Origin of the sequence: Micromonospora sp. NBRC 110009 (assembly GCF_030518795.1) — a bacterium.
Classification (GTDB): domain Bacteria; phylum Actinomycetota; class Actinomycetes; order Mycobacteriales; family Micromonosporaceae; genus Micromonospora.
Window position 1 is genome coordinate 2,676,348 of the sequence record NZ_CP130427.1, and the last position, 19,687, is coordinate 2,696,034.

A 19,687-nucleotide genomic window follows, 5' to 3' on the forward strand; every position below is an offset into this window, starting at 1 on the left:
GCTCTTTACCCGCCGCGGTGAGCAGCCTCACCCGGCATCCGTCCCGGCGGTTCGCCACGATCCGGAGATCTGAGGCATTGGGTACGCGGCGCGCAGCCGATAGCCTCAAAAGGTGGAATCAGTGCAGCCCCCCGCCGGTTCCCAGGTCTCCCGCGTACCGGCGCAGCGGACCCCGCCCGAGCAGCTGGCGCCCCCCGCGCCGGCTCCCGCGCCGGAACGTCCGCGCCGGCGGCTGCGGACCGTCCTCGCGATCGTCGCCGGGGTGCTGGCGCTGCTCTGCGGCAGCGGCGCGGTGATCGGCTTCGTGCTGTACGACCGCGCGACCGCCCCCGACCGCAGCGCCCCGGACGTCGTGGTGGACAACTACCTTCGGGCGCTCCTGGTGGACCGCGACGACACGAAGGCCGAGGAGTTCGCATGTGGAGACGGCGGCGACCTCAGCGCCGTCCATGGTCTCCGGGACGAGTTGGAGCAGCGCGAGGCGAATTTCGATGTCGTGGTGCGGGTGAGCTGGGGGCCTCTGGCTCAGGTGAAGACGGGTGACGGCAAGGAGTCGGTGACCACGACGCTGACCATCGCCAGCTCCGCGAACGGCCAGACGCGAAGCAGCCGGCGCGAGGACTGGCAGTTCGAGGTGATCGATCGCGACGGCTGGCGCGTCTGCGGGGGCAACAAGATCGGTTGATTGCGACTCACTCGAGCCAGAGCAGGTGGACCGGAACCTCCAGGGTGGTCGGTGCCGCTCCGCGCCACGCCCACCGGTACCACTCCAGCTCCGGTGCCACCCGGACGCAGATGTCCCCGTCGGCGCCGGAGTAGGTCTCGGTCACCGCCCGGAGGTCGCGCTGCTCGGTCGAGCCGGTCACCTGCACGACCCGCCGCCCGGCGACCGAGTCCGCCTCGAAGACCGGCGTGGGCGGGCGGCGCGTGGGCGCGTCCAGCGAGACCAGCCGGATGCCCGCCTCGGGCGGGCCGGCGGCCGACCGCCGCGGGGCCACCGTCTCCACCCAGACCCGTTCCAGCGGCACCAGCGGTGCGAAGACCTCCACCTGCTCGGACTCGGCCCGGTACCACTCGTGCTCCGGGATGACCGGCACGTACGTCCGGCTGCCCTGCACCACCCGCTCGTCGGCGCGCAGGTCGCCGCGCCAGCCGAGGCCGGGGAGGCCGACCAGCACCCGGCGGCCGCGCAGCTCGATCCGGCTGGTGGCGGGAACGATCTCGACGGGTCGGGGCGGCAGCGGGGTCCAGTCGGGCTGGTCCGCGAACGGGTCGGGCAGCGGGTTGGTCATGGCCGGTGAACCTAGGCGTTGCCGTCCACCGGGGCGCCACGCTCGCGCATGAACGGCACCGGGTTGATGGCGCCCCGACTGGACCGGTCGCTGTCCTGGTGCACCTCGAAGTGCAGGTGCGGGCCGGAGGAGTTCCCGCTGGTGCCGGAGAGGCCGAGCACCTGACCCGCCTCCACCGCCTGCCCCGGCACCACGTCGGGCCGCTGGATCAGGTGGCAGTAGCGCGTGATGTAGCCACCGGCATGCAGGATGTCGACGAACCAGCCGCAGCCGCCCTTGCCCGGCCAGCCGTCCCGGTCGCAGTCCCGGCGGCCGGAATGGTCGGGGTCGCACCGGGCCACCAGCACCCGACCGGCGGAGGCGGCGTGGATCGGGGTGCGCTTCTCCGCAGCGAGGTCGACCCCGTTGTGGCTGGGGCGCGCGGCGGTGCGGAATCCGGAGACGATGCCGCCCGGCAGCGGTGCGGTCCAGCCGGAGGCGGCGATCCGGGCGCCGGCCGCGGCGTCACAGACTGCCTTGCCCGCGACCTCGACGGTGCGGGCGGCGCCGCCGGCCAGCGCGTCGACGATCCGGCCGGCCAGCTCCTCGTGCTTGGCGTACGCGTCGGGGAAGGCGCTCACCTGGACCCGCTGCGCCACCACGGTGAGCGGGCGTCGCTGCCAGTTCGGCACCTCGAGCAGCTTGTCGTAGAACTTGCCGGCGGCGTACGCGGGCGCCATCCGCTGCTGGACGTTGCCCCAGCCGGGTCGCTGCTGGAACAGGCCGAGGGAGTCGTGGTCCGACCCGACGCCCTCGTGCGGCAGCGCCAGCGACTCCGGCACGGTGCTGTTGGCGAGGTTGCGCAGCGCGGACTCCTGCATGGCGGTGGCCAGTGCGATGACCCAGCCGCGCGCGGGCACCTTCCGGTCCTGGCCCACCTTGATGATGACGGCGGCGTTGCGCAGCTGGCCCTCGCCGTACTCGGTGAAGCGGGGCATCTGTCCGGTGACGTCGACCTGGTGAGCCGCGTCGCAGGCCAGGCCGGCGGCCAGGCCGTCCTGCTCGTCGTCGCCCAGCTCGGTGAGGAGGAACGCTCCGGCGCCGCCCACGCAGCAGAGCAGGGTGAGCGCGATGGTCACCGCGGTGGCCAGCACGCCGACCCGCAGCTTCCGCCGACGGGGTGCGGTCTCGTCCGGCGGGGCGCTCACTGCCGCTCCCAGTCGATCGCGTCCACCAGCCACCGACCGTCCGGGGCCACCAGTTCGAGCCGGAGCTGACCGTCGTCCAGCGGGATCAGCGCCTCCACGAAGGACTCGGTGCGGGGTCGCAGCGTCACCGGACCGGTGACCCGCCGGGCGGGGACGCTCTCGGGATCGGCGCCGTCCAGCTTCTCGGTCAGTGCGGGCGTGGACAGCGGCCGCAGCCGGGCCCGCCAGTCGTCCCCGTTGCTACCCGGGCCGGTCAGCCAGGCGGTGGTGAACCGGCCGGCGGCCTGCTCGGGGCGCAGCTCACCCGGGCGGGTCTTCGGGGAGACCGTCGCCGGAGGGCTCGACAGCACCCCGTCGTCACCGGCCTCCGGGTCGACCGTGCTGATCGGCTCGCTGGGCCGGTTGCTCAGCCCGGCGGCCGGGTCGATCGGGCCGGAGACCAGCCGGGCCGCGCCGATCACGCCGAAAACCAGGGCGGCGATCACCAGCGCGACGCCGAGCCGGGACCGCAGGACCCGGGTGAACAGGAACTCCAGCGCCCGACGCATCGATCTCACCGTGCCTCGGAGCGCACCCGGGGAGCCGGGTTGGCCGGCGCACGGTCGGCCGAGTCGGGCCGGTAGACCGCGAAGGAGGGAGCTTCCTCCGGGACGTCGGGTTCCGTCCAGGTCGCCGGGGCTCGGCGCGGGCGGGGTGCCACGGTGTCCCGTCGGCTCTGCCGGTCCGGCGTGGGGGCCTCGCCGGCCCGTTCCTGCCCGTCCGGGCGTTGGCGGGTGGTGGCCGTGGTGTGCGACGGGTCCTCGTGTCGGGCCTCCGGCCGGAGGCTGCTCTGGTCGAGCGCTACGCCGCGCCGCCGGCCGATCGCCGGTTCGGCGGTGCCGCCGGGCTCGACCACGTCCAGCCGGGCCGCCACCCGCACGTCCCGGAAGAACCGGCGGTGCCACGACCCGGCGGAGCTGATCGCCTCGCTGCTGTCCTTGCCGCCGAGCTGGGTGATCCGCCGGTACGGGCGGAGCAGCAACCAGCCCACCACGCCGCAGAGCCAGACCAGCACCACCTGGAGCCAGCCGGGCAGGCTGGGGGTGTTCATGATCAGGTCGACCGCGAAGAGGTAGATGGCCGCGCCGGTGCCGAAGATGGCGATGTTGAAGACGGCCGCGACCACCGCGTTCGCCAGCCGGCGGAGGCCGGCGCTCGCCGGGCGCATCAGGCCGATCGTGCCGAGGATCGGTGCGGCGATCACCGCCCAGCGGAAGATCAGGAAGCCGAGCAGCACCAGCAGCGAGGCGGTCAGGTCGAACATCGCGAAGAGCAGCGAGGCGAGCACCGCGATGAAGCCGGCCCCGACCCGGTCCATGTCCCGGACGCCCTGGAGGTACTCGTACGCCTCCGGGTCCTCCGTCCTGATCTGCTCGGCGACCCGGGCCCACTGCTGCTGCTTGGCCTTGATGGTGGCCTCACGGGTGGCCGGGTTCTGGCGGAGCTTCTCCGCCTCCTCCCAGGAGAGCGACTTGGCGTCGTACAACGCCGGCCCGTACTTCTTCGCCGTTTCGCTGTCGGCCGAGCCGAGCACGCCGCGCAGCCAGTTCCGGTAGAGCATCGTCTCGGTGGCGGTGTCGCTGGCCCGCACCGCAGGGGGACGGTGGTCCTTGCAGGCTTGCGGATTCGGGTCGTCACACTGGCCGGGGGGAGTGTCCCGGGACGCCGGGCCTACGGCGTCGTGAACGACGCCCAGCGTGGTGATCAGGGTGTTGTCGGCGATGTTCGCCGACTTCACCGGCCAGGCGGCGAGGGCCGTCACCGCCACCATGACCAGCACCGCCCAGCCGGCTGTGGTCATGGCGTTGCTCATGTCCGACTGGCGCGAGCGCCAGAGCAGGTAGAGCCCCACCACGCAGAGCGTGATGATGCCGAAGACGCTGAACACCTTCTGGTAGACGGCCTTGGTCGCCTGCTCCACCAGCGGGTCCGCCCAGCCCCACATCGACCGCGGGTCCCAGGCCCGCTCCCGCAGGGCGTTCGACGCCCCGATCACCGCGTTGGCGAACATGAACTCGCCGTTGGCGACCATGGTGGTGAAGCGGTAGTCCGGATGGAGCACGGACGACGCGCATCCGCCGTCGACGTCGTACGTGGTGTAGCTGTAGCCGGCGTAGCCGTAGTCGCTGTAGAGCCCCTTGGGGCCGGGGAGCTTGGCCGAGTCCGGGCGGGAGGCGAACCAGCCGGCGAGGCCCGAGTCCGGCGCGCCCGGCACCGGCGCGTTGCGGCACTCGACCTGGTCCTGGCTGACCTCCTTGAGCTTGGCGACGCAGGCGCGGAAGTCGGCCTGCCACTGCTTGGTGCTGCACAGCTCGGCCCGGGCCTGGGCGACCGGAGTGGCGGCGTACGCGGGTGTCGCCCCGACCACCGGCCAGGCGATGGTGGCCGCGGCGAGTATGCCGAGCGCGAGGAGGAGCGCCGCGATCCGTGCCCGGGCCCTGGCCATGTCACGCCTCCAGATCAGCCAGGACGGTGGGCAGCTGTCCGGCCACCCGGGCGACTGCGGCGGGGGTGGTGTCCAGGTGCTCCAGCAGCCCGTTGACGTACGACACGTCGACGCGGACCTTCTGCACGCGTCCGTCGACGTCCCGCATCACGAACTCGCGGAAGCCGAGCCGGGCGGCGGAGCCGGCGTCGGCCTGGGAGAGCGAGGCCAGGGTGGCCTCGTAGCCGTCGTTGACCGGCACCCGGAGCAGCCGGAGCGCCTCGGAGGCGATCTCGGTGTCCTCGGCGATCCGGCCGACGAAGACCGTGGAGACCAGGTTCTGGACGTCGAGGCCGAGGATGTCCTTCGGGTTCTGCGAGGCGACCAGGGCGGCCAGGTTCCACTTGCGGGAGTCGCGGGCGAGGCGGACCAGGAACGACCGCCCGGACCGCCAGCCCTCCATGAAGTGCGCCTCGTCCAGGCCGACCAGTTTGCGGGAGGACATCGAGCCGCCGTAGCAGCGCCGGACGGCGAGCCGGTGCGCGGTGTGCAGCATCGGCAGGGCGAGGGCCTCCTCGGCCGACCAGTACTCGCGCTCGATCTTGAGGTCGGGCAGCCGGAGCCCGGCCATGGTGATCACGGTGAGCGCCGCGTCGGCGCCGAGCAGCCCCTCCGGCGGCCGGCCGAAGAAGAGCATGGCGAGCGGCATCTCGGCGGTGTCCAGCAGCAGGTTGGCCAGCTCCCGGCCGGCGTCGTCGTCCAGCCCCTGGAGGCAGGCGACCACGTCGTCCAGGGTGGACGTCTCCTCCGCCGGCACCTGGCGTACGGCGTGCCGGAACAGGGTGGCGGTGGACGCCTCCCGGGCCACCTGCGGCGGCACCAGCATCATGCAGATGTCCTGCACCAGCATGCGCCGCTCGGCGCGGGCGTTGGAGACGGCGATCTCGTATTCCCGGTCGCCCGCCGCGCCGCTGCTGAACTCGCTGCGCAGCGGCGTCGGGATCAGCGCGTACGGGGCGAGGGTGCCCTGCTCGGAACCGGTCAGGTTGAGCACCCGCGAGTAGGGCGCCAGCTCCGGCATGGCGCAGAGCCGGGCCAGCGGGCCGGACGGGTCGAGCAGGGTCACCTGCACGCCCCGCCGGGCGGCGAGGTAGCCGAGCGCGCCGAGCAGGGTGGACTTGCCGCCGCCCGGCTCGGCGACGAAGACGGCGAGGCCGGAGCGCTCGCGTACCTCCATCGGGAAGTGCAGGTCGAGGAAGACCGGGCGGCGGCAGGTGCCGGCGGTCCGGCCGATCAGGTCGCCGCGCCGGTCGCCGACGGTGGAGGCGGCCTGCGGCAGGGCGGCGGCGAGCAGGTTGACCGGCATCCGGCGGACGTAGCCGGTGTTGGCGATCGGCTCGCCGGGGATGAACTCCCGGGCCAGCCAGTCCTGGTTCTTGGGGTGCTGGAGCGAGATGCGCAGCTCGCGGGAGTAGAGCTGGATGAGCCGGCGGGCCCGCTCCAGGCACTCCTCGCGGGTCCGGCCGCCCACCGCGATCCGGTGCCAGCCGTGCGCGCGCGCCGAGTCGACCGGCAGGCCGGTGGTCATCTCGTCGCCGATCACCAGCGCCCGCTTGGCGAGCCGCTCCAGCTCCGGTGGGGCGTCGATGCCGTGTTCCGCGTAGTCGAGCTGCTGCGACCGGATCATCCGGAGCCGGTGCTCCAGGTTCCGGAAGGAGTCGCCCGGGCCGAGGATGTCCACCCGGGTGGAGAGTTCCATCGGCCACGGCAGCCGCTCGTGGAAGTGCAGCCAGGGCTCGTGCCGCTCGGGGATCTCCAGCGGCTCCATCCGGCCCACCGCGAGCACGGCGACGTGCCGTTCCTCGCCGGTCATCCGGTTGACCAGCTTCACCGTGGAGCCGTACGGCGTCCGGTAGCGCTCGACCTGCTCGGTGAGGGCGAGCAGGTCACCGCGCTCCCACTGGCCGTTGCCGGCTGGCGAGAGGGCACCGGGTGGCGCCATGCAGAGCGCGACCGAGCGGTAGAGCAGCCATTCCAGTTCCTGCGCGGTGACCCGGCGGCCGCGCATGCCGAACGCGCCGAGCACCTCGTCGAACTGCTCGACCGTGCGGCCCAGCCGTCGGCGTTCGCCGTCGGCGGTGCCCCGGCCGAAGGTACGCAGCAGCCGTTCGGTGAGCGTGTCGCCGAGCGACCGGCGGGCGAAGGTGACGCCGAGGTAGGTCTGCCCCTCGGCGTGGTTGACCGCCATCAGGTGCCGCTGGGCGGCGACCAGATGGTCGGCCCAGCCGGCCGTGCCGGGCACGTCGGGCAGCGGCGCGGCGGTGTGCGCGTCGATGGTGCGGGCCCACTCGTCGGCCGGGAACGGGCGGGTGGTCCGGCGCAGGTGCAGCCGGAAGCCGGCGAGGCCGGCGTACTGCTCGGAGATGGCCGAGAGCAGCGCCTCCCGCTCGGCGTCGGGGCGGAACGCCCAGCGCACCTCGGGCAGCCAGTACCAGGCGGTGACGGTGTTGGGGGTGAAGGTGAGGTGACCGGCGATCTCGGTGATCGCCAGCTCCACCGACGGGTCGCGGTCGCCGAACTTGATCTTCGGAGGGTGGACCTGGACCGGCTTGGCGGACCGGCTCCGCTCCGCGGACCGCTGCCGGGGCGGGGTCACCGCCCGGCGCGGCGGCGGGGCCAACTCCCGGCTGGGCGCGGCGGCCACCTCGCGGCTGGCCGTCCGGGCCGTCTCCGCCGTTCGCCGGTCGCCGCGGCGACCGGGTCGCTCAACGGTCGGCTCCGGGTCGGTCGGCTCGGGCTCGGCGGTCGGTCGCAGCGCGGGGAGTCGGTCGCCGGGCTGGTGCGGCAGCCGGGTCCGAACGGGTGCCGGGTCGAGGGCCGGGGGCTGGTCGGGCGGCCCGACGGGTCGGGCCGGGGCGCGGGTGAGCTCCGGCGGCTCGGCGGCGCGGGGCAGGGCCCGGTCGACCTCGGCGACCTCCCGGGTCCGGGGAACCTGCCGCACCCCGGCCGGGTTCTCCCGGGGGGCGGCCGCCGCCTCGTCGTCGTCGACGGGGCGGCGCTCGACGGGTGACGGAACCGGCCCGGTGGGGGCGGCGTGCTGGTGCGGGATCGGCAGGGCCTCCCGCCCCACGCCGCGCCGCGGGGGCGCCACCACCGGGGTCGGCTCCACCGGTGCCACGGTGTCGGGCTGGGCCGCGGGTGGGCTCGCCGGCCGGCGTCGCCCGCCGGGCTGCGCCCCGCCGAAGAGGTCGAGGAAGGGCGAGTCGATGTCGCCGTTGTCGCCGACCGCGGAGCCCCGCTGCTCCTGCCCGGGGTTGCGCGCCGGCCGGGGTGGCTGGAAGACGCCGACCCGCCCCTGCCCGGGGCTGCTGGCCAGGGCCGGGTCGAGGACGACCTCGTCCAGCTCCTCGTCCTCTGGGTAGTCGAACGATCGCGCTCGGTTACCGTACGGACCGGCCGGGCGTCCGGCCGGAGAACCCGGCGTGGAAGAGCGACTCATGCGATCGCCTCACCCGCGTCGTTCGGCTGCGCCGTCGGCGTACGCCCGGTCATGCCAGTTCCTCCCGGATCCTGATCCGGCTCGCCACCAGGCGCGGGTCGCGCAGCTCGGCGGCCGGCTCCCGGGTGCGCCGCCAGTCCGTCAGCGCGGTCCGGATGACCATGCGCGCCGGCCGGTCCGGGTCGACGTACCGGAAGACAAACGAGGTGGTCACGATGGCCAGCGAGATCTCCCAGGCGGGAAAGAGCTCCACCTGCAGCGTGAACAGCCAGTGGATGAACATGTAGAGGGGCACGAGCAGCATGAACAGGCCGTACTGGGCGTATGGAAGGTGGACGGGAAGGGTGTAGCCGGGCGGCCCGAGGTAGACGAGACGAGCCCGGTAGATGTCGTCGTCGGTGCGCAGCCGCATGGTCGCCGGCGCCTATTCGAAGATCAGCTTGATCAGGTAGTCGCCGACGAAGAAGAGTGTGGCCGCGCCGGCGATGAAGGCCAGGCCGATGATGGCGATGGCCGAGCTGGTCAGCACCTTGGAGATCTCACCCCGGCTGGCGCGTCCGATGAAGATGACGCCGAGCACCGCGAGCAGGATCGGCGCGATCTTGCTGGCGAAGAAGGAGACGACGCCGCTGGTGTCGATGCCCTTCGGCGCGGGCTCGGCGAGTGGAGTCGACGCCAGGGTGTGGAGCGCGTGGTCGACGGCGGACGTCGCCGTCGCCAGGAGCTCGATGGCGATCACTGAAACCTCCCCAGGTCGCGGCCGGCGGCGCCGCGTGTGGTGCAGTAGGCAAGCGTGGCGGGATGGTGCTTCTCGGGTGCAGCGTTCGCGACCCTGCGTTCGTCACCCACCACGGACGGTGGCGAACTTTGAGGGGATTTGTCCCGCTTCGGCCCTCCCTCCAGGCTTCGCCATCCCGATGCTGGGCAATTCCAAAGCGTACGGCCCGGGCACCTTTGCGACAACCCGCGAAGAGTCGACCCGAACCGACCCGGACGACCGATCGTACACCTGTTTCAATCGGCATGTCAGCGCCCGTGTGGGCGGTACCCGCCGGGGCCGCCGGAGGCCCTGCTGGCGACCGGTACTGTCGGGTCGTGACCGATCTGGTACAGGCACCGGCCCCGGTGGTGATGGGCGTCCTCAACGTCACGCCCGACTCCTTCTCGGACGGTGGCAGATACGCCGATCTCGACGCCGCCGTCGGACACGGAGTGCGACTGCGCCAGGCCGGCGCGGACCTGGTCGACGTGGGCGGCGAGTCCACCCGGCCCGGCGCCGACCGGGTGGACGCGGCGACCGAGATCGCCCGCGTGCTGCCGGTGATCCGCGAGCTGAGCGCCGCCGGTATCCCGGTCAGCATCGACACCAGCCGGGCCCGGGTGGCCGAGGCGGCGCTCGGCGCCGGGGCCGACGTGGTCAACGACGTCTCCGGCGGGCTGGCCGACCCGGACATGGCCCGGGTGGTCCGGGACGCCGGCTACCCGTGGGTGCTCATGCACTGGCGCGGCCACTCCCGCGAGATGCGGGACCTGGCCACCTACACCGACGTGGTGGCCGACGTCCGGGCCGAACTGAGCCAGCGCGTCGACGCGGCGCTCGCCGCCGGGGTCGCCGCCGATCGGATCATCATCGACCCCGGGCTCGGCTTCGCGAAGACCGCCGCGCACAACTGGGAACTCAGCGCCCGCCTGCCCGAGCTGGTCGACCTCGGCTTCCCGCTGCTCTTCGGGGCCAGCCGCAAGTCGTACCTGGGCCGGCTGCTTTCCGACGCCGACGGCGGCCCCCGACCCACGTCGGGCCGCGAGGCGGCCACCATCGCCACCAGCCTCCTCGCCGTCGCGGCCGGCGCCTGGGGGGTTCGGGTGCACGACGTCCGGGGCACCACCGACGCGCTCGCCGTCTGGCGGGCCACCGGCTGCCCGCGCCTGGTGACCCGCACCGCCGACGAAGGGGACCGATGACCGACCGGATCGAGCTGACCGGCCTGCGCGCGCACGGCCGGCACGGCGTCTACGCCTTCGAGCGCGCCCAGGGCCAGGAGTTCGTGGTCGACGCGGTGCTCGAACTCGACCTCGCCCCGGCCGCCCGCTCCGACGAGGTCACCGACACCGTGCACTACGGCGAGCTGGCCGAGCGGCTGGTCGCGGTGATCACCGGCGAGCCGGTCAACCTGATCGAGACGCTCGCCGACCGGCTGCTCGCGGTCTGCCTGGCCGAGCCGCTGGTCGCCGCCGCCACCGTCACCGTGCACAAGCCGGAGGCCCCGATCCCGCACACCTTCCGGGATGTGGCCGTCACGATGCGGCGTACCCGGTGAGCCGCGCCGTGCTGTCGATCGGCAGCAATCTCGGCGACCGGCTGGCCCACCTCCGCTCGGCGGTGGCCTCCTTCGGCGACACCGTGCTGGTGGTCTCCGGCGTCTACGAGACTCCACCGTGGGGGGACGCCGACCAGCCCGCGTACCTGAACGCGGCGGTGCTGGTCGCGGACCCGGCGGCCGGCCCGGACGACTGGCTGGCGCGGGCCCGGGCCGCCGAGGCGGCGGCCGGGCGGACCCGCGACCCGGAGCGGCGGTACGGGCCGCGCACCCTGGACGTCGATGTCATCGCGGTCTGGGACGAGGCCGGTGAGCCGGTGCTGCGCGACGCGGCCGAGCTGACCCTGCCGCATCCCCGCGCCCACCTGCGCGCCTTCGTGCTGCGGCCGTGGATCGACATCGAACCGCACGGCCGGCTGCCCGGGCACGGCTGGCTGACCGATCTGCTCAACGCCGAGCCGCTGGCCGGGGACGCCCTGGAACTCAGCCCTCGGCCGGATCTGGCGTTAGAGTCGGACACATGACCCAGTGGAGCCGGACGGCATGAGCCAGGCGCAGTTCCCGCGCGACCCGGAACGGTGGCGGATGGGTCCGACCCGGATCTCCACGCTGGTGGTGGCGGGCCTGGGCGCCGCCGCCGTGGCGTGGCTGCTGATCAGCAGCTTCTACTACGACGTGGTGCCCCGGCTGCCCTGGTTGCCGGTGGTCACGCTGGCCGGCCTCGCGGTGCTGGAGGGCTACGCCGCGGTCAACACCCGCAACCGGATCGAGCGTCGGCCCGGCCGCGACCCGGTGAACCCGCTGCTGGTCGCCCGGTTCGTCGTGCTGGCCAAGGCGTCGGCACTGGCCGGGGCCATCTTCGCCGGGTTCTACGCCGGACTCACCGGCTGGCTCTTCGTCGAGCGGACCAACGCCGCCGTCGGCGACCGGCCGGCCGGCGGGGCCGGGCTGCTCGCCTCCCTCGCGCTGGTCGCCGCGGCGCTCTGGCTGGAACGGTCCTGCCGGGTGCCGGAGCAGGAGGACGACGAGGACCGCGAGCCGGGCGACCGGGAGACTCCCCGCGGCCGCCTCTGATCAGGGGTTCCCACCCACCCGTTCCCGCAGGTACCGTCCTCGGCGACCGGAGAGCAACGGCCGCCGCCGGTCCGCGGGGTGTCGGACCTGGACGGCCGCCGAAGTGGGAGGCGCGGGCCATGGGGTACGACGAGACGGGCCGGAGCGCGCCGGCGGACGCGTCGTCCGGCGTACCGGCCGCCGTGCTGGAGAACGTCTTCGACGACCCGTCGCACGGCGAGCCCGGCCGGGACCGGATCGCGGTCCACGTGGTGTGGGAGGTCCTGCTGCTGGCCGGCCTGGCCGCGGTCACCTGGCTGCTCTGGCGGGAGAACCCGGACGCGTTGCGGGGTGCCGGCCTGAAGTCGCTCCTGGTCGACGTGGTCGGGCTCGGGCTGCTCGCCCTCGCCGCCGGGCTGAGCCTGCGCGCCGCCGCGGTCAACCTGGCCGTCGGCCCGGTCGCGGTGGCCGCCGCCCTGCACTTCGCCGAACAGGGCGACCGGGGCCTGCGGGAGGCGCTGCTGCCGGCGCTGGCGGTGGCGGCGCTCGGCGGGCTGGCGCTCGGCCTGGTCGTCGTCGTGCTGCACGTGCCGGGCTGGGCGGCCAGCCTGGCCGGGGCGGCGGCGGTGATCGTGTACATCGAGCGGCGCACCTTCCCGGTCGTCGTCCAGGGTGCGTACGACCCCCGGCGCACCGCGCTCTACCTCTTCGTCGGCTTCGCCGCGGTGGCCGTCCTCGGCGGGCTCTTCGGGGCGATCAAGCCGGTCCGACGGCTGGTCGGCCGGTTCCGGCCGGTCGCCGATCCGGCCCGGCGGCGCGGCGCCGTCGCCGCGACCGTGACCATGCTGGCCCTGGCCGGCTCCACGGTCCTTGCTCTGCTCGGCGGCGTGCTGATCGCCGCCAACGGGTCCGGCCCGGTCGTCCCGGGCACCGGGCTGGACTGGACGGTGCTGGCGGTGGGCGCCGTGCTGCTCGCCGGCACCAGCGCGTACGGGCGGCGCGGCGGCATCTTCGGCGCGCTGCTCGCGGTCGGCCTGGTCGAGGTCTTCCTGGCCTGGGCGACGGCCCGCGGCTGGACGGTCAGCCGGTGGGCCCTCGGCGCGGCCGCGCTCGGCGTCGGGCTGCTGGCCACCCGCCTGGTCGAGACGTTCGGCCGGCCGCGCGTGCCCGGCGCCGGCACGGTGGAGGTCGGGCCGCCCGGGGACGGCACCATCAGCAGCGGCTGGGCCCTGACCCCGCAGCCGGAGCAGGCCGACACGTGGCCCTCGGTGCTGCCGATCCGCACCACGGACACGGCGGTCGACGCCTGGGACGCACCCCGCTGGGAGACCGGGCCGCGGCGGTGGGAGGACGACGACCGCTGAGCGGCGCGATGCCCGGGACCGGACGCGTCCGGCGGGCCCGACCTGATCTCGCCGGTTAGGCTCGGCGCATGAGCGACACTCCCACCACTGGCGCCGGCGGACGTACCTTCGACGAGCTCGACAAGCTCTCCACCGAGGAGCTGCGCGAGCAGGCCCTCCACCTGGCCTGGAAGCGTCGCGACCTCGGGTTCTTCTGGTCGGTGGTGCGGCATCTGCCGAACGCGGACGAGGCGGCGGCCCTGGACGGCGCCGTCAACTCGGTGGGGCCGACGATCGACGAGTGGAACGCCCTGTGGCGGGAGCTGACCGGCCACGGCTACGAGGAGAATGCCCCGGTGCTGCGGGCCGCCTTCATCGACTACCTGCTGAAGCACTGATCACCCCGATGGCCGTTCGCCGGCCAGCGGCGGTCGCGCGTACGCGCAGGTTTGCCCGGCGAGGTGGGCCGGGAACTGACCGCCCCATGGCCCTCACCAACCGCCCCCGCACGGTCAGCCGATACGGCACCGCCGCCGGCACCGGCACCCTGGCCGCCCTTCTCCTGGTCGGGGTCTGCGGCAGCCCGATGTACGTCGGCTGGGTCCAGGACACCGACCCGAACGGGGCCGGCGGCTGGTTCCTCCAGCTGCTCGCCTGGCCGGCCTGGCGGCTGCACGCCGACGACCCGTCGCAGGGGGTGCTCGCCACCGACCTGCGGGCCATCCTGCTGGTGGTCCTGGCCGCGGCGCTGCTCTACCTGCTGCCCGCCGCCCAGGCGGCCCGGGTGCAGGGTTCGGCCAGCCAGTTCTTCTCCGGCTGGGCCGGGTACACCCTGGCCGCCGGGTTCGCCGCGCTGCTGGCCGCGCTCCTGGGGCCGGCCGGATCGCTGCTGGCCGCCTTCCAGGCCACCGGCACCGGGGTCACCTACGGCTTCTTCGCCGGCTGGATCATCGGCCTGGCCAGCCTCGGCGGCCGGGCCTGAACGGGCTCAGTCGACGACGCCCAGGCTGAGCACCCGGCCCCGGCTCAGCAGCCCGACCGGCCGCCCGTCCTCGGTCACCACGGCGTGCTCGGCGGCCGAGGTGAGCAGAGCGCCGAGTGCGTCGTACGCCGAGCCGCCCAGCGGCACCGTCGGCAGGTCGGCGCCGCCGTCGGCGGGGAGCGGGTCCAGCACGTCCTGGGTGATCGGGGTGACCGCCAGCCGACGGATGCCCCGGTCGGTGCCGACGAACTCGCGGACGAACGGCGAGGCGGGCGACCCGAGCAGGGCGGCGGGGGTGTCGTACTGCTCCAGCCGGCCGCCCTGGGAGAGCACCGCGATCCGGTCGCCCAGCCGGACCGCCTCGTCCAGATCGTGGGTGACCAGCACGATGGTCTTGCGGACCTCGGCCTGCAGGCGCAGGAACTCCTCCTGGAGGCGGGTCCGGACGATCGGGTCGACGGCGGAGAAGGGCTCGTCCATCAGCAGCACCACCGGGTCGGCGGCGAGCGCCCGGGCCACCCCGACCCGCTGCCGCTGGCCGCCGGAGAGCTCGTGCGGATAGCGGCGGCCGAACTGCGCCGGGTCGAGGCCCACCAGCTCCAGCAGCTCGTTCACCCGGTCCTGGGTCCGCGCCCGGGGCCAGCCGAGCAGGCCGGGCACGGTCGCCACGTTGGCGGCGACGGTCTGGTGTGGAAAGAGGCCGACGTTCTGGATGACGTACCCGATGCGGCGGCGCAGCGCGACCGGGTCGACCCGGGTGACGTCGTCGTCGCCGAGCAGGATCCGGCCGCCGGTCGGCTCGATCAGCCGGTTGATCATCCGCAGCACGGTGGACTTGCCGCACCCGGACGGGCCGATCAGCACCATCAGCTCGCCGGCCTTCACTTCCAGGCTCAGCTCCCGCACCGCCTCCGTCCCGTCCGGGTAGCGCTTGCGGATGCGGTCCAGGGTGATCGAGGCGGCGCGGTGTCCGCCGGTGGATCCCGGGGTAACGTCCACGTGTGTCCCTCCACCTGAGCTACCGGGCCGCGCCCGGTAACCCGTGGTTCTCCTGGCAGTACGTGCGGGACAACTCTGACACGATCCTCGCCGCGCTGCGCGACCACACCTGGCTCACCGCCCGGGCGGTGCTGATCGCGGCCCTGGTGGCGCTGCCGCTGGCGGTGGCCGCGTACTGGTTCCGGTCGCTGGCCGGGCCGGTCCTGGCGGTGACCGGGGTGCTGTACACCATCCCGTCGCTGGCGCTGTTCGCGTTCCTCGGGCCGTATCTGGGCATCGGGGCGGTGACCGTGCTCACCGTGGTGGTGCTGTACGCGCTGCTGGTCATCGTCCGCAACGCGCTGGCCGGGCTGCACCAGGTGCCGCCCGAGGTCCGGGAGGCCGCCGAGGGGATGGGCTACGGCCGCTGGGGCCGGCTGTTCCGGATCGAGCTGCCGCTGGCCCTGCCCGGCATCCTCACCGGCGTCCGGCTGGCCACCGTCTCCACGGTGGCGCTGGTCACCGTCGGGGTGGTGATCGGGCGGGGCGGTCTGGGTCAGCTCATCTTCGCCGGCTTCCAGAACAACTTCTACAAGGCGCAGATCATGACCGGCACGGTGCTCTGCGTGCTGCTGGCCCTGGTGCTGGACCTGGTGCTGGCCGGGGTGGGCCGGCTGCTCACGCCGTGGCTGCGGAGGCGCGGGGCATGAACCACATCGGGGAAGCCGTCGTCTGGCTGAACGATCCGCTGAACTGGACCAACCCGGGTGGCATCCTGGACCGGCTCGGCGAGCACCTGACCATCTCCGCGCTGGCGGTGCTGCTCGGCTGCCTGGTGGCCTGGCCGATCGGGCTCTGGCTCGGGCACACCGGCCGGGGCGGCGGCGGGGTGCTGCTGGTGTCGAACGTCACCCTGGCGATCCCGACCCTGGCGCTGCTGACCATCCTGCCGCTGACCTTCCTCGGCTTCGGCCGCCCGGCGGTGGTGGTCGCGCTCGCGGTGTTCGCGGTGCCGCCGCTGCTGGCCAACGCGTACACCGGGGTGCGGCAGGCCGACCCGGAGGCGCGGGACGCGGCGCGGGGCATGGGGCTCTCCGGCGGGCAGCTGCTGCGCCGGGTGGAGCTGCCGCTGGCGGTGCCCTACCTGGCGGCCGGGTTCCGCACGGCCGCGGTGCAGGTGGTCGCCACCGCGGCGCTGGCGTCCTTCGTCAACGGCGGTGGGCTGGGGCAGATCATCCGGGCCGGCTTCGGGCTGGACATCGCCGCCGGAGGTGGGCAGATCATCGCCGGCGGCGTCCTGGTCGCCGGGCTGGCGGTGCTGGTCGAGGGGGTGCTCGCGGTGGTCGAGCGGGCGGTGACGCCGCGCCCGCTGCGGCGGGTCCGGCGGGCCGCGAACCGGCGCGCCGCGGACGCCACGGCGGGCGGCTGACCCGGCCCGATCCGCACCGGATGACGATCCGGTGACGAAACCTGCTCGGAGTTTGTCGGTCCGGCCGGGAGGATATTGGCTGGAGTCGCGGGCGGCCGACCGGATCGCCCGTCGGACACGCGGCCGGCCCCCACCGGGGGTCGCGCCGGGACACGGAAGGCGGGCACAGATGCGCGCACGTTCAGGCCTGGCCGTCGGGGCGCTCGGCGCCGTCGCGGCGGTGGGTCTCCTCACCGGTTGCGGCGGCGCCGGATCCTCCGGCACGAATGCCCCCGAAAAGGGCGCCTCCGGGGCGGGCTGCGCCCCGGTCGCCGGCGACAAGCTGGTCGTCCTCACCGACGACAAGAAGCTCCAGAACACCGACAACGTCCTTCCGGCGATCAACGCCAAGGCGGCGACGCCGCAGCTCGTCGCCGCGCTGGACAAGGTCTCCGCGAAGCTCGACACCCCCAAGCTGATCGAGCTGAACCGGGCGGTCGACGTGGACCGGAAGACCCCGCAGGTCGCGGCGAAGGAGTTCGCCGACGCCAACGGCGTGACCGAGGGCACCCCGAAGGACCAGAGCGGCCAGGTCACGGTCGGCGCCGGCAACTTCAGCGAGAGCCAGACCGTCGCCGAGCTCTACAAGATCGCGCTCACCGCCGCCGGCTACCAGGTCAAGGTGCAGACGATCGGCAACCGGGAGCTCTACGAGCCGGCCCTGGAGAAGGGCCAGATCCAGGTCGTCCCCGAGTACGCCGCCACCATGGCCGAGTTCCTCAACACCAAGGCCAACGGCAAGGACGCCCAGCCGGTCTCCTCCCCTGAGCTGGACAAGACGGTCACCGCGCTGAAGGCCGAGGGGGACAAGGTCGGCCTCACCTTCGGCCAGCCGTCCCAGGCGCAGGACCAGAACGCCTTCGCGGTCACCAAGGCCTTCGCCGACAAGTACCAGGTCGCCACCCTCTCCGACCTGGCCGGCAAGTGCTCCGGCCAGGCGACCGTGCTGGCCGGCCCGCCGGAGTGCCCGCAGCGGCCGAAGTGCCAGGCCGGCCTCGTCCAGGTCTACGACTTCAAGGCCGGCTCGTTCAGCTCGCTGGACGCGGGCGGTCCGCAGACCAAGAACGCGCTGAAGACCGGCTCGGCCAGCGTCGGCCTGGTCTTCTCCTCGGACGCGGCGCTCGCCGCCAGCTGACCCACCCGGAACGGTCGGCCGGTCGCCGAAGGGCCCACGTGGGCCCGTCGGCGACCGCCGGGCGGTGCCTTGCCGGAAAGCCTGGTCACCGGGTCTTACCTCAATGCCGTCAGGGCGTTCCCTACCGGGAGAAGTCTCGGTAGTCTGCTCAGCCATGCCCGCCCCGGTTGCCCCCGCCGAGAAGCGCACCTCACTGCTGACCGTCCTGTTCTGGATCGGCGTGGGGCTCGCCCCCCTGGCCGCGCTGATTCTCCTGGTCGCCGACGGCAACGGCCTGCTGCGGTTCGGCGCCGTGCTGGCGATCCTCGCCGTGGTGCTGATCGGCCTCTCCGTCGCGCTGCGGCCCGACGGCGGCGGCGCGGCGGCCGGTGCCGACGAGCTGCGGGACGAGATCGAGCAGCTCCGGCGGGAGCTGCGCAGTGAGATCGTGGCCGCGGCCCAGCGCGGCAACCAGGCGCTGGACCAGGCGCAACGGACCGAGGACTCGGTCGCCACGCTGCGCCGCCGCCTCGACGCGGCGGCGGCCGCCGCCGCGGGGATCGCCGCCGCGTCCGCCGACGAGCCGGCCGGGGGACGGGCCCGGGTGCCGGCCGCCGAGACGTACGACGACAAGCCCTCCCGCTACGGCGCGCCGGAGCCGGCCGCCCCGACCTGGGGGCAGGCCGCCGGCCGGGACGAGGACGAGTCGACCCGCCGCCCGCAGTCCGGCGCCCGCTACGGCACGGACCGTGCCGGGTCCGCCGCCGACCGGCCGCAGCCGGGGGTGTACGGGGCGCCGCGCGCGCCGGAGCCGGACGGCTGGTCGGAGCCGGGCCCCCGCCAGGTCGGGGTGGTGCACCACACCGAGACCGTGCACGTCACCACCCGGCACACCATCGTGGACGGCGGCGCCGAGGCGGGCACCCGCTACGGCGGTTACGCCGGCCGCTGGTCGCCGCAGGAGGAACGCGGCTTCGCCGGCGCGGAGCCGGACGAGCGCGCCCGTTCCGAGTACCGGGAGGCCGAGGACGACCGGTCCGGCGGCGGCCGCGGCTGGGCCGGCCAGGGCGGGCCTCGCGAGGACTGGGCCGGTCAGGGCGCGTCCCGGGAGGATCGGGACTGGTCCCGGGCAGCCGGATCGCGGGATGACGCCGACGGCGGCCCGGTCCGGGACCACCCGTGGGCGGGTGCCGGCCGGGCCGGTGGATCGGCCGGGTCCGGTGACGACCGTGGCTGGTCGGCGGGGCAGGGCGGCGACCGCGCCTGGTCGGCGGATCAGCCCGGTGACCAGCGTTCCTGGTCGGGGGCCTCGGGTGGGGCGAGCGACGAGCGCTCCTGGGAGCAGGGCCACGCCGGCTCGCCCGACGCCTGGTCGGCGGGGCGGGACGGGTCCCGCGACGGGCGGGGCTGGGTCGCCTCCCGCGACGAGGACGGCCCGGCCGGCTCCCGCGACGGGCGGGGCTGGGCCGGCCAGGGCGGCGGCTGGACGTCGTCGGGCGCCCGCGGCTCGGCCCCCTCCGAACCCGCCGCCCGGGCGGCGGACGACACGGACGGGGACTACTGGTCCGAGCTGCGCGCCGGCAACCGCTGGGCCTCGGTCCGGGACGACGACCGCGGCCGGGAGATCCGGGTCGGGGAGCGGCGGGCGGCGGTGCACGCCGACGACGGCGGCGCCGAGTACCGGGTCGAGGACCGGTGGGCGTCCGTCCGGGAGCCCCGCCGCGACCAGGGCGGCGTCTACGGCGGCGGCGCGGCGGACGCGCTCCCCGGCTGGGCGGACGACAGCCGCCCGGCGCTCCCGGCGGGCGGGGTGCCGGTGCCGGACGAGTGGCGTCCACCGAGGCAGCGCAGCGGCCAGCCCGAGTGGCGCCAGGCGGAGCCCGAGCCGGTCCGGTACGGCGACGAGCGGTACGGCTACCCGCCCCGGGACGACGTGCCCCGGGCCGGCGGCACCCGCCCCGCCGACCGCTGGCGCTGACCGCGGCGGCA

20 protein-coding genes are annotated in these 19,687 nt (G+C 74.5%); 12 read left to right on the top strand and 8 right to left on the bottom strand.

What is annotated here, in order from left to right; all coding sequences use genetic code 11:
• The first annotated feature begins 121 nt into the window (after positions 1–121).
• A complete protein-coding gene (locus tag Q2K19_RS12780) occupies positions 122–685 on the top strand; it encodes an Rv0361 family membrane protein (protein WP_302770935.1) in 564 nt (187 codons plus the stop codon).
• A 7-nt stretch (positions 686–692) separates the two neighbouring features.
• Here the strand turns inward: Q2K19_RS12780 and Q2K19_RS12785 are convergent, their stop codons facing one another.
• Genes Q2K19_RS12785 through Q2K19_RS12815 form a run of 7 tightly spaced genes read right to left on the bottom strand, consistent with a single transcriptional unit; the run spans position 693 to position 9,181 of the window.
• Complete coding sequence (locus Q2K19_RS12785; RefSeq protein ID WP_302770937.1) at positions 693–1,292, bottom strand: hypothetical protein; 600 nt, start codon at positions 1,290–1,292, stop codon at positions 693–695.
• Positions 1,293–1,303: 11 nt separating this feature from the next.
• A complete protein-coding gene (locus Q2K19_RS12790; protein ID WP_302770940.1) occupies positions 1,304–2,479 on the bottom strand; it encodes a M23 family metallopeptidase in 1,176 nt (391 codons plus the stop codon).
• Positions 2,476–3,027 (bottom strand): hypothetical protein, encoded by a 552-nt coding sequence (locus tag Q2K19_RS12795; RefSeq protein ID WP_446839663.1) that lies wholly within the window; start codon positions 3,025–3,027, stop codon positions 2,476–2,478. Before Q2K19_RS12795 ends, Q2K19_RS12790 begins: the two co-directional genes overlap by 4 nt.
• Positions 3,028–3,032: 5 nt before the next feature.
• Positions 3,033–4,964: an MraY family glycosyltransferase gene (locus Q2K19_RS12800; protein ID WP_302770945.1), complete on the bottom strand. Its 1,932-nt coding sequence runs from the start codon at positions 4,962–4,964 to the stop codon at positions 3,033–3,035.
• Between the two features lies 1 nt (position 4,965).
• Positions 4,966–8,442 (bottom strand): ATP-binding protein, encoded by a 3,477-nt coding sequence (locus tag Q2K19_RS12805; RefSeq protein ID WP_302770948.1) that lies wholly within the window; start codon positions 8,440–8,442, stop codon positions 4,966–4,968.
• Positions 8,443–8,491: 49 nt separating this feature from the next.
• The gene (locus Q2K19_RS12810) at positions 8,492–8,854 is read right to left on the bottom strand and encodes a hypothetical protein (RefSeq protein ID WP_046568405.1); all 363 of its coding nucleotides are present in this window, start codon (positions 8,852–8,854) and stop codon (positions 8,492–8,494) included.
• A gap of 12 nt (positions 8,855–8,866) precedes the next feature.
• Positions 8,867–9,181, bottom strand: coding sequence for a hypothetical protein (locus tag Q2K19_RS12815; RefSeq protein ID WP_302770953.1), 315 nt, complete (start codon positions 9,179–9,181; stop codon positions 8,867–8,869).
• A gap of 356 nt (positions 9,182–9,537) precedes the next feature.
• Here Q2K19_RS12815 and folP point away from each other — a divergent pair, with 356 nt between their 5' ends.
• The 7 genes from folP to Q2K19_RS12850 all read left to right on the top strand — a co-directional run bounded on the left by folP (position 9,538) and on the right by Q2K19_RS12850 (position 14,138).
• On the top strand, positions 9,538–10,404 hold the full coding sequence (gene folP, locus Q2K19_RS12820; RefSeq protein WP_302770955.1) for a dihydropteroate synthase: 867 nt from the start codon (positions 9,538–9,540) through the stop codon (positions 10,402–10,404).
• The gene (folB, locus tag Q2K19_RS12825; protein WP_302770957.1) at positions 10,401–10,760 is read left to right on the top strand and encodes a dihydroneopterin aldolase; all 360 of its coding nucleotides are present in this window, start codon (positions 10,401–10,403) and stop codon (positions 10,758–10,760) included. Before folP ends, folB begins: the two co-directional genes overlap by 4 nt.
• Positions 10,757–11,284, top strand: coding sequence for a 2-amino-4-hydroxy-6-hydroxymethyldihydropteridine diphosphokinase (folK, locus tag Q2K19_RS12830; protein ID WP_302770959.1), 528 nt, complete (start codon positions 10,757–10,759; stop codon positions 11,282–11,284). The genes folB and folK overlap by 4 nt, the downstream gene beginning before the upstream one ends.
• A 61-nt stretch (positions 11,285–11,345) precedes the next feature.
• Positions 11,346–11,834 carry a DUF3180 domain-containing protein gene (locus tag Q2K19_RS12835; protein WP_302772460.1) on the top strand — a complete coding sequence of 163 codons (489 nt, stop codon included), beginning with the start codon at positions 11,346–11,348 and terminating at the stop codon, positions 11,832–11,834.
• 119 nt (positions 11,835–11,953) lie between these two features.
• On the top strand, positions 11,954–13,177 hold the full coding sequence (locus tag Q2K19_RS12840; RefSeq protein ID WP_302770961.1) for an ABC transporter permease: 1,224 nt from the start codon (positions 11,954–11,956) through the stop codon (positions 13,175–13,177).
• Between the two features lie 68 nt (positions 13,178–13,245).
• A complete protein-coding gene (locus Q2K19_RS12845; protein WP_302770963.1) occupies positions 13,246–13,554 on the top strand; it encodes a hypothetical protein in 309 nt (102 codons plus the stop codon).
• 86 nt (positions 13,555–13,640) lie between these two features.
• A complete protein-coding gene (locus Q2K19_RS12850; protein WP_302770964.1) occupies positions 13,641–14,138 on the top strand; it encodes a hypothetical protein in 498 nt (165 codons plus the stop codon).
• 6 nt (positions 14,139–14,144) lie between these two features.
• Here Q2K19_RS12850 and Q2K19_RS12855 read toward each other — a convergent pair whose 3' ends face one another.
• Positions 14,145–15,137: an ABC transporter ATP-binding protein gene (locus tag Q2K19_RS12855; protein ID WP_302770966.1), complete on the bottom strand. Its 993-nt coding sequence runs from the start codon at positions 15,135–15,137 to the stop codon at positions 14,145–14,147.
• A gap of 2 nt (positions 15,138–15,139) precedes the next feature.
• On the opposite strand from Q2K19_RS12855, the gene Q2K19_RS12860 reads away from it, so the two are divergent.
• The 4 genes from Q2K19_RS12860 to Q2K19_RS12875 all read left to right on the top strand — a co-directional run bounded on the left by Q2K19_RS12860 (position 15,140) and on the right by Q2K19_RS12875 (position 19,676).
• Entirely contained in the window at positions 15,140–15,826 is a 687-nt protein-coding gene (locus Q2K19_RS12860; RefSeq protein ID WP_302770967.1) for an ABC transporter permease, read from the top strand.
• Entirely contained in the window at positions 15,823–16,545 is a 723-nt protein-coding gene (locus Q2K19_RS12865; protein WP_302770969.1) for an ABC transporter permease, read from the top strand. Before Q2K19_RS12860 ends, Q2K19_RS12865 begins: the two co-directional genes overlap by 4 nt.
• A 169-nt stretch (positions 16,546–16,714) precedes the next feature.
• A complete protein-coding gene (locus Q2K19_RS12870) occupies positions 16,715–17,719 on the top strand; it encodes a glycine betaine ABC transporter substrate-binding protein (protein WP_302770971.1) in 1,005 nt (334 codons plus the stop codon).
• 154 nt (positions 17,720–17,873) lie between these two features.
• Positions 17,874–19,676 carry a hypothetical protein gene (locus Q2K19_RS12875; RefSeq protein WP_302770972.1) on the top strand — a complete coding sequence of 601 codons (1,803 nt, stop codon included), beginning with the start codon at positions 17,874–17,876 and terminating at the stop codon, positions 19,674–19,676.
• The last annotated feature ends 11 nt before the right edge of the window (positions 19,677–19,687 follow it).